We start from the raw sequence: 14,625 nt of genomic DNA on the forward strand, positions 1-14,625 counted from the left end.
CGTTACACCTTCGAGATTTTTCGGCGAGACAAGCCGGTGTGCTTTACTCAGTTCATGGTCGACATCAGCCGCGGTTCGGCACTCGGCGTCACGGGGGCGAGCGAGCTCTTCCAGCTGCTCCGCGACGGCGCGCCCCGCACCCGCGCCTCGCTCGCCGCGAGTACCGGACTCGCCCGTTCGACCATCGCCGCGCGCGTCGACGAACTCATGCAACTCGGACTCGTCTCCCCGGTGGCCGACGCCGTCTCGACCGGTGGCCGCCCGCCCTCGCAGTTCGCGCTCAACCCCGGCGCACGCCTCGTGCTCGCCGCCGACCTCGGCGCCTCGCACGCGACCGTGGCCGTCACCGACCTCTCGGGCACCGTCCTCGCCGAGCACAGCGAGGAGATGGACATCGCCCGCGGTCCCGAGGCCGTGCTCGGCTGGATGGTCGATGCCGCCCACGAGCTCATCGACGGGCTCGGCCGCGACCGCAGCGACGTGGCCGCGATCGGCATCGGCGTTCCGGGCCCGGTCGAGCACGACACCGGCCGCCCGGTCAACCCGCCCATCATGCCCGGGTGGGACCGCTTCGACGTGCCCGGCTGGGTGCAGCAGCACCTCGAGGTGCCGGTGCTCGTCGACAACGACGTGAACATCATGGCCCTCGGCGAGCGCGCGCTCGCGTGGCCGCAGGTCGAGCACCTCGTGTTCGTGAAGGTCGCGACCGGCATCGGCTCGGGCATCATCTCGGGCGGGCTGCTCCAGCGCGGCGCCCAGGGCATCGCGGGCGACCTCGGCCATGTCCGGGTGCCTCGCGGAGCCGACGTGCCCTGCCACTGCGGCAACCGCGGATGCCTCGAGGCCCTCGCCTCCGGCCCGGCCGTCGCCCGCGCGCTCCGCGAGCAGGGCATCGACGCACGATCGGGCTCCGACGTCATCGAGCTCGTCAAGCGGGGTGACCTCGACGCGATCCAGGCCGTCCGCCAGGCCGGCCGCGACATCGGCGAGGTCCTCACCGCCTGCGTGAGCCTCGTGAACCCCTCGGTCATCGCGATCGGCGGGTCGATGGCCCGTGCCGGCGAGCACCTCATCGCCGGGGTGCGCGAGGTCGTCTACACGCGATCGATGCCGCTGGCGACCGAGCACCTCGCGATCGTCCAGTCCGCGGCCGCCGAGAACGCCGCCGTGCTCGGCGCGGCGATGCTCGCGATCCACCACGCTCTCTCGCCCGAGGGCATCGTCGCACTCGCGTCGCGCTGACACACCGAACAGGCCGTCCGGTCGGGGGCGCCCCGCGCTACGCTCGTTCCGTGCCCGACTCCCCCTTCGCGCTCTTCGATCTCACGCCCTCGGGCGAGATCCGCGAGAGCATCGCGCCTCCCGTGCGGCTTCCGCATGAGACGCGGGTCGTGGCCGACTCCACCGACCGGGTGGCCTGGCTCCGCGCCCGCTCGCAGGGCGTCACCGCGACGGATGCCGCGAAGCTGGCCACGAAGGCCTCGGTCAGGTCGGCGGCGTGGGAGAAGCTGCACGGCTCGCCCCGCAGCTTCGGCGGCAGCCGCTACACCGACCACGGGCGCGAGCGCGAACCCGTCATCGCCGCGTGGGCGGCCGAGCTGCACGGCATGTCGCACTCGTCGCTGCTGTACCACGCGGCATCCGACCGCCGGCACCTCGCCACGCCCGACGGGCTGCGCGTCACGGCCGGCGGCGTCCTCGAGCTCTGCGAGATCAAGACCACCTCCAAGCCCTGGCGGGCGGTGCCCCGCAGCTACCTGCGACAGGTCTGGTGGCAGCAGTACGTGCTCGGGGCCGAGCGCACGCTCATCGTCTGGGAGCAGCACGAGGACTTCGTGCCGGTGGCCGCCGAGCCGCAGTGCCGGTGGATCGACCGCGACGACGACCAGATCGCGATCCTCGTCTCGCTCGCCGACCAGCTGCTCGCCGAGCTGCGCCCGGCCCAGGCCCCCGCGCAGGAGGCGCGAGCCTACTACCGGCCGTCCGTGCTGGCATGACGACGGTCCTCCTGCACGGCCTGGGCGCCGACCGTCGACAGCCGCTCACCCTGCTCGAGCCGATGCTGCGCGAGGTCTCCGCCGAGGGCGAGCTGATCATCGCCCCCGACGTGCGCGCCCACGGCGGGTTCCTCGAGGTCGGCACGGCGGCCGACTTCGCGATCGACGCGCTCGCGGCCGAGGTCGTCGCGGCCGTGCATCGGGGCATCGACGAGGGCGGCGCCTCGCGCGAGGACCCCGTGACGATCCTCGGCATCTCGATGGGTGCGGCGCTCGCCCTGCGCATCACGCTCGACGAGCGGCTCCCCGTCGAGCGCGCGGTGTTCATCCGGCCGTCCTTCGACGACCGGCCGCTGCCCGACAACCTCCGCGCCTTCCCCGTCATCGGGCAGGTGCTCGCCGACGCCGGCCCGTCCGGGGCCGTCGAGTTCCAGGAGCGCGAGGTCTACCACCGCGTCGCCGAGGTGTCGCCGCTCGGTGCACGAGGGCTCCTCGCGCAGTTCACGGCACCGGATGCCGCGCGGCGCGCCATGCGGCTCGTCGAGATCCCGCGCAACCGGGCGTTCCGCGACGACGCCGAGCTCGCCGAGCTCGAGACCCGCGGCATCCGCTCGCTCGTGGTCGGCGCGCTGCGCGACCCCGTCCACCCCATGCCGACGGCCGAGCGGTGGGCCGCCGGCACGGCCTCCCCGATGCTCGTGCTGCCGGCGCGCGACGACGGGCCCGCCGCCCAGGCCCACGTGCTCACCGAGCAGGTCGGCCGCTGGATGGTGAACTTCTAGGCAGCGGCCGGTTCGGGTTCCGTGCGGGGCCACCCGGCGCGACTGAGGGCGATGACGCCCGCGCCGACCAGCAGGATGAACGCCGCGATCGCGATGACGTACACCGCGACACCGCCGTACCCGGCCTCCTGCGCGGGGTTCAGGAACGGGTACGGGTACCAGCCGGTGATCGCTCCGCGGATCATCGAGTAGACGGCCCACGCGATCGGGAAGATCGCGATCGACCAGAGGCGCTGCCAGGCCACCGGTCGCCGGCCCGGAGCGAGCGCCCAGTCGAGCACGAGGTAGAGCGGCGCCCACACGTGCAGGATCTCGTTCGACCAGGGCACCGTCGTCGCCTGGTCGAGCGAGATGCCCCGGAGCAGCAGGTTGTAGACGACGAAGGTCGTCGCCATGTAGGTCGCGGCGCAGGCCCGGACGAGGTTGTACCAGTCGGGGTCGATGCGCCGGGTGAAGGCGTACCAGGCCCCGATGAGCAGCACGATCGCGGTCAGCGCATTCGAGAGGATCGTGAAGAAGCTGAAGAAGTTCACAATGAAGAAGAGCCGGTCGGGCACCATCGACCAGCTCTGCGCGAACTGTCCGACGATCGCGACCGCGATGGCCGCCCCGGCGATGACCCGAAGCACACCGAACACCCTGCGCATGGCTCCCCTGCCCACGTCGCCCGGCCGGCGCCGTTCCGAGTGCAGCCTAGTGGCGCCGGAGGTCCGGGGCCGGGAGGATGGTCGCATGACCGACACGATGCGCGCCCTGGTGATCGACCGCACCGGCGAGGCCGACGAACTCCACCTCGCCGAGGTGCCCCGGCCCATCCGGGTGAGCGACGAGGTGGTCGTGCGCGTGGTCTCGGCGGGCGTGAACCCGATCGACGCGAAGACCCGGGCCGGTCGCGGGGTGTCCGCCGCCATCGGCGCGTACCCCTTCGTGCTGGGCAACGACTTCGCGGGCGTCGTCGAGACCGTGCCCTACGCCGGTCACCCGCTGCACGTCGGCGATCGCGTCTACGGGAGCGCCCGGCCGCCCCGCACGCCGGGCAGCTATGCGGAGTTCGTGACCGTGTCGTCGATGAGCGTGGCCCCCATGCCCGCCTCCCTCGGCTTCGTCGAGGCCGCCGCGCTGCCGATCGCGGCGCTCACCGCCTGGGGCGCCGTCGTCGACGTCGCCCGCGTGCACGACGGGCAGCGCGTGCTCGTGCACGCCGGCGCAGGCGGCGTCGGCCACCTCGCCGTGCAGCTCGCCGCCTACTTCGGGGCGCACGTCACGGCGACCTGCTCCGCGGCGAACGTGGAGTTCGTCGAGGGGCTCGGCGCCGAACGCGTCATCGACTACCGCGCCGAGCGCTTCGAGGAAATCGCCGGCGAGCAGGACGTCGTGATCGACCTCATCGGCAACGTGAAGGACGACACGGGCAGCCGGTCGCTCGACGTGCTCCGCCACGGCGGGCTCGTCGTCAACGTGCCCACCGGGTCGTGGCCGACCATGGCCGAGGAGGCGTCGGCACGCGGCATCCGCTCGACCGGCTACTCGTGCTCGCCCGACGCCCGCACCCTCGCCGTGCTGACCCGCCTCATCGACGACGGGGCGCTCCGCGTGCACGTGGAGCGCGAACTCCCCCTCGCCGAGGGCGCCGAGGCGCACCGCCTCGTCGAGGCCGGGCACGTGCGCGGCAAGGTCGTGCTGCGCGTCGCGCCCGACCCCGAGTAGCGGCGACGGACGAGCGGGCGGATGCCGCGGCATCCGCCCGCCCGCCCGTTCAGCCGCTCCGCGACTCGAGCAGGGCCGACCCGAGCTCGCTGCGGAGGTAGAGCACGCTGCGCCCGTACCGCGAGCTGACGAGGAGGCCGGCGTCCCGGAGCACCCGGAGGTGCTGGTTGACGGCCGACGCGCTGACGCCGAAGCGCACGCCGAGCTCGGTCGAGGACGCCGGGTCGCCGAGCGCGGTGAGCAGCGCGGCCCGCGTCTCGCCGAGGATCGCGACGACCGCGGCGGGGTTGGCGATGCGCTCGGTCTCCCAGAGCGCGCCCTGCCCGCGCGCGGAGTACATGATCATCGGGGGTCCGTCGCCGACGGGCGCCGAGGCCCGCCTCGTGAACATCGTCGGCACGAGCGTGAGGCCCTCGCCGTCGATCGGTTGCGTGCGCGGCGCCGGGTCGCGCAGGTGCACGACCACGACCCCGTGCTCGTACTCGATCCGCCCTGGCGACAACTGGTTCAGCATGGACGCCACGCCGGACTGGGCGACCTGCCGGCCGCGGAAGGCGATGTCGGCCTCGAGCACGGCGCGCATGCGCGGCCAGTAGGGCTCAAAGCAGGTCTCCCAGAGCTGGCGGAGCGTCGCGATGATGCGCGAGATCGCGCGGTCGTGCGGGCCGGCGAACACCTCGGGCACGTGGCCGTGCACGGCGATGAGGTCGGCGCGGAACACCTCGGGGGGCGTCTCGGCCAGCGCCCGGAACTCGTCCTCCAGCCTCGTGAGCGGCGAGGTCGGCCTCGGGTTCAGGAAGTCGGGCGTCCACAGCCGGTCGTCGATGAGCCCCATCAGCACCCGCTGGTCGAGACGGGCGCGCGCCTCCTCGGTGCGCCGGAGCCAGCCGAGCTGCAGGGGGAACCTCGAGGGGTCGCGGAACGCGCGCACCGAGAGCCCGAGTTCGCAGAGCGGCGAGATGCCGAAGCGCACGGCCCCGATGTCGTCCTCGGTCATCAGGTAACGCAACATGTAGCACAACGCTACATCGATTTCGCGGCGGCATCCGGCTCGGGATGATCGACGACGTGAGCACCACCCCCCACCCCGACACCGCCTCGATCCCCCTCGTCGAACCCCACCTCGACGACGCCGCTGCGAGCCTCGACGAGGCGGATGCCGCGGCCCAGCGCCCGTCGGACGCCGCGACGGCGAGCGCGAAGGCCGGGTTCGCGGCCCGGCTCGCGGCATCCGTCGCCGACCCGGTCCTGCGCATCCTCGTCGGCGCGACCCTCATCTCGCGCGTCGGGCGCGGCATCTTCCTCACCGTCACCGTGCTCTACTTCACCCTCATCGTGGGGCTCACGCCCGGCGAGGTGGCAGTCGTGCTCGCCTCGGCGAGCGCGGCCGGGGTCGTGGCCTCCTTCGCCGGGGGCTGGCTCGCGGACCGGTTCAGCGCCAAGCGGCTCCTCATCACGTTCACGAGCATCGAGGGCGTCGCGCTCATCGCCTACGTCTTCGCCGGGGACTTCGTGACGGCGCTCGTCATCGCGATCATCTGCGGACTGTTCGAGCAGGGCGCGAACTCCACGCGATCGGCGATCATCGCGCGGGCGTTCACGGGCGAGTCGCGGGTGCAGGCGCGCGCGGTGCTGCGCACCGTCACGAACGTCTCGATCGCCGTGGGCTCGGGCCTCGGCGCACTCGCCCTCGCGCTCGGCACGGCGGAGGCCTACCGCTGGCTCATCGTCGGCGCCGGCGCCCTCTACCTGCTGGGCCTGTTCCAGCTCGTGCGGCTGCCGGCTCGGGTCGACGCACCCGCACGCGCCGGCGTCGAGCAGGTCGTCACCGAGACCGGGTCGGTGGATGCCGCGGCCACGGCCGAGGCGATCGCCGCCGAGCGGCGCTCATGGCGGACCCACTCGCCCTGGCGCGACCCGCGGTACCTCATGCTGACCGTGCTCAGTGCGGTCTTCGGCATGCAGTTCGGGGTCGCCGAGCTCGGGGTGCCCCTCTGGGTCGCCCGCGAGACCGCTGCGCCCGAGGTGCTCATCGCCGCCCTGCTCATCATCAACACGATCATCGTCGTGATCTTCCAGGTGCCGATGTCGCGCGGCACGCACGACCTGCGCGTCGCGGGGCGGGTGTCGGCCATCGCGGCCTGGCTGATGGCCGTCGCCTGCCTGGTCTACGCGGCCGCGGCCGGTCTCCCGGTCGGCTTCGCGATCGCCGTGCTCGTCGTGGCCGCCGTCACCCACGCGTTCGCCGAGGTGCTCTCGCAGGCCGGCGGGTGGGGGCTCAGCTTCGAGCTCGCGGACCCGGTGCAGGCCGGCAGCTACCAGGGCGTGTTCGGCATGGGCTACTCGGTCGGCGCGCTCGCGGCGCCGCTCGTGGTCAATGCGACGGCGATCTCGCACGGGTTCAGCGGCTGGGCCGTGCTCTCGGGGATCTTCCTGGCCTCGGGCCTCGGCATCTGGTGGATCGCGCGCCGGGCCGCCCGGACGATGCCCTCCGCCGCCGCTCCCGCCTAGCCCCGGGCTCCCGCCGCCGACGACCGGAGTGCCGAATCGGCGCAGGAGTGCCCGAATCGCCCCCCGTGTTCGGCCCGTCCACGCCGAAACGGCACTCGGGTGTTCGCGGGATGCGTCGGCTAGGGTCGGGCGCATGGCCGACGCACCCACGATCGTCTGGTTCCGCGACGACCTCCGCGTCGCCGACCATCCGGCCCTCTCGGCCGCGGTCGAGCGCGGCGCTCCCGTCCTCTGCGTGTTCGTCCTCGACGAGGAGTCCCCCGGCATCCGTCCGCTCGGCGGAGCGTCACGCTGGTGGCTGCACGGGTCCATCGAGGCCCTCCGCGGCGAGCTCGAGGCACTCGGCGGCCGACTCGTGCTCCGGCGCGGGCCGGCGGGCCGCGTCATCCGCTCGCTCGTCGAGGAGGCCGGGGCCGGAGCCGTGTTCTGGAACCGGCGCTACGGCGGCCCCGAGCGAGAGGTCGACACCGAGCTGAAGGCCGCGCTCACCGAGGGCGGGGTCGATGTGCGCAGCTTCGCGGCGAACCTCCTCTTCGAGCCCTGGACCATCCGCACCCAGCAGGGCGCGCCGTACTCGGTGTTCACGCCGTACTGGCGGGCGTGCGTCGCGGCGCCCGAACCGCGGCATCCGCTTCCGGCTCCGGGTGCGATCGAGGCGACCGGTCCGGATGTCGCGAGCGACGAGCTCGCCTCGTGGCACCTGCTGCCCACCCGACCCGACTGGGCGGACGGGCTCGGCGAGACGTGGACGCCGGGCGCGGCGGCCGCCCATGAGCGGCTCGAGACGTTCCTCGACGAGCGCGTCGGCGACTACGCCGATGATCGCGACCGCCCGGCGGTCGACGCGACCTCCCGGCTCTCGCCGCACCTGCGCTGGGGCGAGATCAGCCCGTTCGAGGTGTGGCACGCCCTGCGGGAACGGCGCGTGCACGGCGACGGCGCGAGCCGGTTCCGCGCCGAGCTCGGCTGGCGGGAGTTCGCCTGGCACGTGCTCTTCCACGCACCCGAGCTCGCCACCCGGAACTGGCGCGCCGAGTTCGACGCCTTCCCGTGGCCCCGTCTGCACCCGGCCGCCCTCGTCGCGTGGCAGCGCGGCCGCACGGGCGTGCCGATCGTCGATGCCGGCATGCGCGAGTTGTGGCGCACGGGCAGCATGCACAACCGCGTGCGCATGGTGACGGCGTCGTTCCTCACGAAGAACCTGCTCATCGACTGGCGCCTCGGCGAGCAGTGGTTCTGGGACACGCTCGTCGACGCCGACGCGGCATCCAACCCCTTCAACTGGCAGTGGGTCGCCGGATCGGGCGCCGATGCGGCACCCTACTTCCGGGTGTTCAACCCCCTGCTGCAGGCGTCGAAGTTCGACCCCGACGGGCGATACGTGCGGCGGTGGGTGCCCGAGCTCGAGACCGAGGAGTACCCGGCCCCGATCGTGGACCTCGGAGAGTCGAGGGAGGCCGCCCTCGCGGCGTATCGGAAGGTGCGGTCGAGCTCGGCGTCGGCCTGACGGCCCATTCGACTCGGCCGGCTCATCCGGCTCAGCCGGCTCAACCGGCTCAACCTGCTCAACCGGCTCAGCCGAGCAGGATGTCGGTCACGAGGTCCTTGGCCGCGGCAGGCGGAACCGGCGGCGGTTCCACGCGGACCTCCTTCTCGGCCGCGGGCGCCGGCGTGGCATTCGTACCCCGACTCGCTCCCCTGCCGGCGCGGGCGCGCGACGCCGTGCCCGCGCCCAGCTTCTGCTCGTACCAATCCCGAAGGGCGATGAAGCCCCGCTCCCGGTACTCCGTGCGCTGGCGCTCGGCACCGGTCGCGTGCGCGCGGACCCGCTCGATGCCGGCCATCGCGAACTCCAGGTCTCCCGCGTCCTCGAGCGCGGGCCGCACGACCTCGACGAGGTGATCGAGCACCTCCTGCGCCGGGCGGAAGCCGCCGGCGACCGGATCGGGCAGCCGTGACTCCATGCCCGTTCGGGCGGCCGCCCATAGCGCGCCGTCGAGGAGTTCCGTCGGGGCGTCGCGGTCGACGCTCTGCTCGGAAGCCGAGGTGACGATCGCACGGGTCAGGGCGACGGCGAGCAGCGCGTCGTCGACCGTCAGCTGCGCATCGAACACGCGCAGCTCGACCGTCGGGAATCGTTCCGAGAGGCGCGCGGCCCAGGCGATCGACGGCAGGTCGACGACCGCGCCGAGTTCGACGAGCGCCTGCGTGCGCTCCTGGTAGTCGGTGGCGTCGACGAACTCCGGCGGGCATCCCGCGGTCGACTGGCGCCTGAGGATCAGGTGACGCCAGCTCGCGAACCCGGTGTCGCGCCCGCGCCAGAACGGCGAGTTGCCGGTGGCCGCCATGAGCACCGGGAGCCAGACCCGTGTGACATTGAGCGCGTGCACCCGCGCCTCGGGATCGGTCACCTCGACGTGGACGTGGAGGCCGTTCACCTGGTGGTCGACGATGAGGTCGCCGAAGTCGTCCGCGATGTGCAGATAGCGCTCGGTCGGCATGATCGCGACGTCGGGCCCGGCATCGAACGGCGTGCCCGTACCGACCGGGACGACGTCGAGGTCTCGGGAGGCCTCCACGAGCTCCGTCCGGAATCGCAGCAGGTCGGCGCCCGCCGTGCCGAGGTCGTCGTGGATCCCGGTGGCATGCTCGATCTGCGCGGCGAGGAACTCGCATCGGATGTCGGGGGCCAGCAGCGGATCCCGCTCGAGGATCTCCTGCGCCTCAGCGCCGCGGGCCACGGGCGAGAGCCGGTGGCGATCCAGGAGCATGAATTCTTCTTCGACGCCGAAACGTGCCATGCGGGCACTCCTCTCCCTGTGGGGGAAGTCTGGCTCGGGCGGACCGCGGTCGGGAGGGCTTGACGGACTCCCGATCTCGATGTTACTCGCGCAGCGCGCGCTCGGCCATGGCCGTCGGGGCGGCGCTCACGGACGCCGCGACACTCGCCCCGGAGGCCGCCGGTCGCACGAGCACCCAGTCGTCCTCATCGCGATCGCCGAGCCGGAAGTGCTTCGTGCCCGCCTTCGCGAATCCGTGCTTCTCGTAGAAGCGGATCGCCCGGCCGTTCTCCTGGTTCACGCCGAGCCAGACGGAGGAGACGCCGGTCGCCTCGGCGGCCTCCACCGTGCCGTCCATGAGCGGTCCGGCGACGGACCCGCTGCCGTGCGTCGCCTTGCGCGTGTAGAACTTGCTGAGCTCGATCGTGGGCCGCACCACGACGGCTGCCGCGACCTCGGCATCGGTCGGGTCGCCCGCGATGAGCATCGTGTAGCCGACGAGCCGGGGACCGGCCGTGCCGTCGGCCGGGCGCTCCGCGACCGCGTCCTCCTCGGCGACGACGATGATGCGCGACGGGTCGGCGAGGTATGCGTCGAACCGGGCGGGGGTGAAGTTCGCGGCGATGAACGAGGCGATCGCCTCGGCCGTGGTCGACGGCGGGCAGGCGAGGGGGAAGGTCTCGGCGGCGAGGTCGGCGAGCGCCGCGGCATCCGTCGGCCTCGCCCTGCGAATCGTGGCTCGGGTCACGACTGGCATTCTGTCAGGCCGACGGATGTCGCGGGGCTCGCCGCTCACCGGAGTGCGGCCGCGGCCCGGGGCGACGCTCAGTCGCAGACGCCGCCGATCGCCGTGAAGGTCTCGCCCAGGGTCTGCGCCTGCGCCGCCATGCCCTGGGCATCGGCTTCCAGCGGGTTCGCGAGCACGTCCTCCAGGAACTCCGCGTAGGCCGTCATCGCCTCCTCTGCGGGCGCCGCCACCGCGGCGACGTCGGCGTTCGTCACCTGCGCCGCGCCCGCGGCGAAGGCGTCGGCGGCCGCGCGGACCTCGGCGACGGCGCCGGCCGGGTCCTCCGCCGCCCATGCCGCGGCGTCCTGCTCCCTGGATGAGATGTCGACGAACTCCTGCGCACCGGACTGCAGGATCGCGCAGGCCTCCTCGGTCGACTGCTCGCCGGAGCCCTCAGGGGCCGTCTCGTCGGCGCCGCCCTGCGTGGCCGTCGGCTCGGGCGCCCCGGAATCGGCGACCGGTGCACCCCCGGCGGCGCATCCGGACAGCAGCAGGATCGCGAGGACGGCGGGGGCGATGGCGGTGATGCGCAGCGAGGGCATGGGACTCCAGAGGTGGCGGGTCTGCGGACCGTTTCGGAGCGGCGCCGTCGTTCCAGCGCCGCCGGAGTCCGAGCGGGCGCCAGCCTAACAGCCGCCCACGACGTCCGCTATGCGCGCACTGTGCGCACTGCGCGGACTGCGCGGACTGCGCGGACGCCGAAGGCCGGGGCGCCGATCGTGTCGGCGCCCCGGTCCGGCCCATGCGCGGTGCGTGCGGCTCAGAGGAACCGCGCGTACGCCCCGACGGTGAGGAACGTCGGGAACTCGGGCTCGAGCGCGACCGTGCGGAACACCGAGATCGCGTCGTCGAACCGGTCTCCCTCGAAGCGCGGCAGCGCGGCCACGGCCTCGGCCATCAGGCGCACGATCGAGGTCTGATCGATGCGCGTGCCCTCGGCGGTGACGGTGTTGTTGTCGAGCCACTGCCAGATCTGCGAGCGCGAGATCTCGGCCGTCGCGGCATCCTCCATGAGGTTGTCGATGGCCGCGGCGCCGACGCCGCGCAGCCACGACTCGAGGTACCGGATCGCGATCGAGACGTTGTCGCGCACGCCGGCCTCGGTCACCTCTCCGCCGATCGACGGGATGTCGAGCAGGTCGGATGCCGCGACCTCGACGTCGTCGCGGAGGCGGTCGACCTGGTTCGGCCGGTCCCCGAGCACGGCGTCGAACTCGGCGCGCGCCGTCGGGATGAGGTCGGGATGGGCGACCCACGTGCCGTCGAAGCCGTCGCCCGCCTCGCGGCGCTTGTCGGCGGTCACGGCGGCGAGCGCGCGCTCGGTCACCTCGGGGTCGCGACGGTTCGGGATGAACGCGCTCATGCCGCCGATGGCGTGCGCCCCGCGCTTGTGGCAGGTCTGCACGAGCAGCTCGGTGTAGGCCCGCATGAACGGCACCGTCATGGTGATCGCCTTGCGGTCCGGGAACACCCAGCGACGGCCCCGCGAGCGGAACGTCTTCACGATCGAGAAGATGTAGTCCCAGCGACCGGCGTTGAGGCCCGCGCAGTGCTCGCGCAGCTCGTAGAGGATCTCATCCATCTGGAACGCGGCCTGGATGGTCTCGATGAGCACGGTCGCGCGGATGGTGCCCTGCGGGATGCCGAGCGCGTCCTGCGCGAACACGAAGATGTCGTTCCAGAGCTTCGCCTCGCGGTGCGACTCGAGCTTCGGCAGGTAGAAGTACGGCCCGCGACCGGAGCCGATGAGCGCCTTCGCGTTGTGGAAGAAGTACAGCCCGAAGTCGACGAGCGACCCCGAGGCGTGCATCGCCCGCCCCGCCCGGTCGTGGAACGTCAGGTGCTTCTCGACGAGGTGCCAGCCGCGCGGCCGCATCACGATGGTCGGCGTCTCCTCGGCCGTCACCCGGTACTGCTTGCCCTCGGGGCTCGTGTAGCCGAGGTCGCCGCGGAGGAAGTCGAACAGCGTCAGCTGCCCCTCGACCACGTTCGCCCAGGTCGGACTCGTGGCGTCCTCCTGGTCGGCCAGCCAGACCTTCGCGCCCGAGTTCAGCGCGTTGATCGCCATCTTGCGGTCGGTCGGACCGGTGATCTCGACACGGCGGTCCTCGAGGCCGGGGCCCGGGCCGGCGACGCGCCAGGACGCATCGTCGCGGATCCATGCCGTCTCGGGCATGAAGCGGGGGTCGCGGCCGTTCGCCGCGTCGACGCGGGTCTGGAGGCGCTCGGCGAGCAGTTCGTGCCGGGTGCCGGCGAACCGGTCGTGCAGCGCGGCGAGGAACTCGAGCGCCGCAGGGGTCAGGATCTCGCCGTAGCGGTCGACGAGCTCGCCGCCGGTCGCGCCGGCCGGCGCGATCTCGAGTCGCGGTTCGACGGTCTGGAAGCTGCCGGTGGCCGGCTTCGGTTCGGGGCGACGAGCGGATGCGGCATCCGCTCGCTGACGTTCGAGGGTCATGCTCGGAGTGGTGTTCATGATGGTGTCTCCTGTCCGGCCGGGGCCGTGGTCAGTGAGCGAACTGGTCTTCCTCGGTCGATCCGACGAGGGCGAGCGTGGCGCTGGTGGGGTTCAGCGCCGTGGCGATCCGGTCGAAGTAGCCGGTGCCCACCTCGCGCTGGTGGCGCGTGGCGGTGTAGCCGGCGGACTCCGAGGCGAATTCCGCCTCCTGGAGCTCGACGTAGGCCGACATGTGCCGCTCGGAGTAGTCCTTCGCGAGCGTGAACATGCCGTGGTTCAGGGAGTGGAAGCCGGCGAGCGTGATGAACTGGAAGGCGTAGCCCATCGATGCGAGCTCGCGCTGGAAGGTCGCGATCTGGTCGTCGTCGAGGTGGCGCTTCCAGTTGAACGAGGGCGAGCAGTTGTAGCTCAGTCGCTTGCCGGGGAACTTCGCGTGCACGGCCTCCGCGAAGCGGCGCGCGAGGTCGAGGTCGGGCTCGGCCGACTCGACCCAGAGCAGGTCGGCGTACTCGGCGTAGGCCAGGCCGCGGGCGATGACCGGCTCGATGCCGTTCTGCACCTCGTAGAAGCCCTCGGCGGTGCGCTCACCGGTGACGAACGGCTTGTCGCGCTCGTCATGGTCGCTCGTGAGCAGGGTCGCGGCGAGTGCGTCGGTGCGGGCGATGATGATCGACGGCACGCCGGCGACATCCGCCGCCAGCCGGGCCGCGTTGATCGTGCGGATGTGCTGCGAGGTCGGGATCAGCACCTTGCCGCCCATGTGACCGCACTTCTTCTCGCTCGCGAGCTGGTCCTCCCAGTGCACGCCCGCGGCTCCGGCCTCGATCATCTGGTGCATGAGCTCGTAGGCGTTGAGCGGGCCGCCGAAGCCGGCCTCGGCGTCGGCGACGATCGGGGCCATCCAGTCGGTGATGCCGGTCTGCGCCTCGCTGCCCTGCTCGATCTGGCCGGTGCGCAGCAGCGCGTTGTTGATGCGGCGGACGACCGCCGGGACCGAGTTCGCGGGGTAGAGCGACTGGTCGGGGTAGGTCTGGCCGCTGAGGTTCGCGTCGGCGGCGACCTGCCAGCCCGAGAGGTAGATGGCCTTGAGGCCGGCGCGAACCTGCTGCACGGCCTGGTTGCCGGTGAGGGCGCCGAGGGCGGCCGACCACTGCGGGTCCTCCTGGGGCGCGAAGGCGGTGCCGGTGTTGCGCTGGATGTCCTCCCACAGGCGCTCGGCGCCGCGCTTGGCGAGCGTGCGCTCCTCGCGCACCGGGCCGCGGAGGGCGACGACGTCCTCGGCGGTGTAGTCGCGGCTGACACCCTCCCAGCGCGGGTTCGCGTCCCACTCGAGCTGAAGCTCGGCTGCGGTCTGGGTCTGGTCGCCGGGGCGGATGGTGCTCATCGTCGTGCTCCTTCGGTGGTGCGCATCCGGGGTCTGGCCTCGGCTGCGGCGGATGTCTCGTGGTGCTCCGTTCGGCGCCTGCCTCGTGCCGTCCGGGGTGTCTGCATCCACTCTGCGCGCCGCCCACACCCGGCGGACCACGATTCGAGGGGTGAACTTTCGCAGAAGTTCCGGCGCGCGGAACAACCCCGATCCGTCGAGGCGTTCCGGGCACGAACCTGC

At 72.6% G+C, this 14,625-nt stretch carries 13 protein-coding genes; 6 read left to right on the forward strand and 7 right to left on the reverse strand.

Features of this window, described 5'->3' with window-relative positions; all coding sequences use genetic code 11:
• Positions 1-54 precede the first annotated feature (54 nt).
• From GQQ95_RS02440 to GQQ95_RS02450, 3 genes are all read left to right on the forward strand, one after another.
• Complete coding sequence (locus tag GQQ95_RS02440; protein ID WP_157426021.1) at positions 55-1,242, forward strand: ROK family transcriptional regulator; 1,188 nt, start codon at positions 55-57, stop codon at positions 1,240-1,242.
• A gap of 122 nt (positions 1,243-1,364) precedes the next feature.
• Positions 1,365-1,997, forward strand: coding sequence for a YqaJ viral recombinase family protein (locus GQQ95_RS02445; protein ID WP_425482544.1), 633 nt, complete (start codon positions 1,365-1,367; stop codon positions 1,995-1,997).
• A complete protein-coding gene (locus GQQ95_RS02450; protein WP_157426022.1) occupies positions 1,994-2,779 on the forward strand; it encodes an alpha/beta fold hydrolase in 786 nt (261 codons plus the stop codon). The genes GQQ95_RS02445 and GQQ95_RS02450 overlap by 4 nt, the downstream gene beginning before the upstream one ends.
• Here the strand turns inward: GQQ95_RS02450 and GQQ95_RS02455 are convergent.
• Positions 2,776-3,426, reverse strand: coding sequence for a Pr6Pr family membrane protein (locus GQQ95_RS02455; protein ID WP_157426023.1), 651 nt, complete (start codon positions 3,424-3,426; stop codon positions 2,776-2,778). The two genes, GQQ95_RS02450 and GQQ95_RS02455, sit on opposite strands and share 4 nt — an antisense overlap.
• A gap of 85 nt (positions 3,427-3,511) precedes the next feature.
• Between GQQ95_RS02455 and GQQ95_RS02460 the strand changes: the two genes are divergently transcribed.
• On the forward strand, positions 3,512-4,486 hold the full coding sequence (locus GQQ95_RS02460; protein WP_157426024.1) for an NADP-dependent oxidoreductase: 975 nt from the start codon (positions 3,512-3,514) through the stop codon (positions 4,484-4,486).
• A 49-nt stretch (positions 4,487-4,535) separates the two neighbouring features.
• Here the strand turns inward: GQQ95_RS02460 and GQQ95_RS02465 are convergent, their stop codons facing one another.
• A complete protein-coding gene (locus tag GQQ95_RS02465; protein ID WP_246205145.1) occupies positions 4,536-5,483 on the reverse strand; it encodes an ArsR/SmtB family transcription factor in 948 nt (315 codons plus the stop codon).
• 71 nt (positions 5,484-5,554) lie between these two features.
• Between GQQ95_RS02465 and GQQ95_RS02470 the strand changes: the two genes are divergently transcribed.
• Both GQQ95_RS02470 and GQQ95_RS02475 read left to right on the forward strand, forming a co-directional pair.
• Positions 5,555-6,997 (forward strand): MFS transporter, encoded by a 1,443-nt coding sequence (locus GQQ95_RS02470; RefSeq protein ID WP_246205146.1) that lies wholly within the window; start codon positions 5,555-5,557, stop codon positions 6,995-6,997.
• Between the two features lie 133 nt (positions 6,998-7,130).
• Entirely contained in the window at positions 7,131-8,504 is a 1,374-nt protein-coding gene (locus GQQ95_RS02475; protein WP_157426027.1) for a cryptochrome/photolyase family protein, read from the forward strand.
• 67 nt (positions 8,505-8,571) lie between these two features.
• On the opposite strand, the gene GQQ95_RS02480 is transcribed toward GQQ95_RS02475, so the two are convergent.
• From GQQ95_RS02480 to aceA, 5 genes are all read right to left on the reverse strand, one after another.
• Entirely contained in the window at positions 8,572-9,798 is a 1,227-nt protein-coding gene (locus GQQ95_RS02480) for a carboxylate-amine ligase (protein WP_157426028.1), read from the reverse strand.
• An 82-nt stretch (positions 9,799-9,880) separates the two neighbouring features.
• Positions 9,881-10,534, reverse strand: coding sequence for a GNAT family N-acetyltransferase (locus GQQ95_RS02485; protein WP_157426029.1), 654 nt, complete (start codon positions 10,532-10,534; stop codon positions 9,881-9,883).
• A 68-nt stretch (positions 10,535-10,602) separates the two neighbouring features.
• Positions 10,603-11,106 (reverse strand): hypothetical protein, encoded by a 504-nt coding sequence (locus GQQ95_RS02490; RefSeq protein ID WP_157426030.1) that lies wholly within the window; start codon positions 11,104-11,106, stop codon positions 10,603-10,605.
• A 218-nt stretch (positions 11,107-11,324) separates the two neighbouring features.
• Positions 11,325-13,037, reverse strand: coding sequence for a malate synthase A (gene aceB / locus GQQ95_RS02495; RefSeq protein ID WP_246205147.1), 1,713 nt, complete (start codon positions 13,035-13,037; stop codon positions 11,325-11,327).
• Between the two features lie 31 nt (positions 13,038-13,068).
• Positions 13,069-14,403: an isocitrate lyase gene (gene aceA, locus GQQ95_RS02500; RefSeq protein ID WP_157426031.1), complete on the reverse strand. Its 1,335-nt coding sequence runs from the start codon at positions 14,401-14,403 to the stop codon at positions 13,069-13,071.
• Between the last annotated feature and the right edge of the window lie 222 nt (positions 14,404-14,625).

The organism is Agromyces salentinus, from assembly GCF_009749395.1.
Lineage (GTDB): Bacteria > Actinomycetota > Actinomycetes > Actinomycetales > Microbacteriaceae > Agromyces > Agromyces salentinus.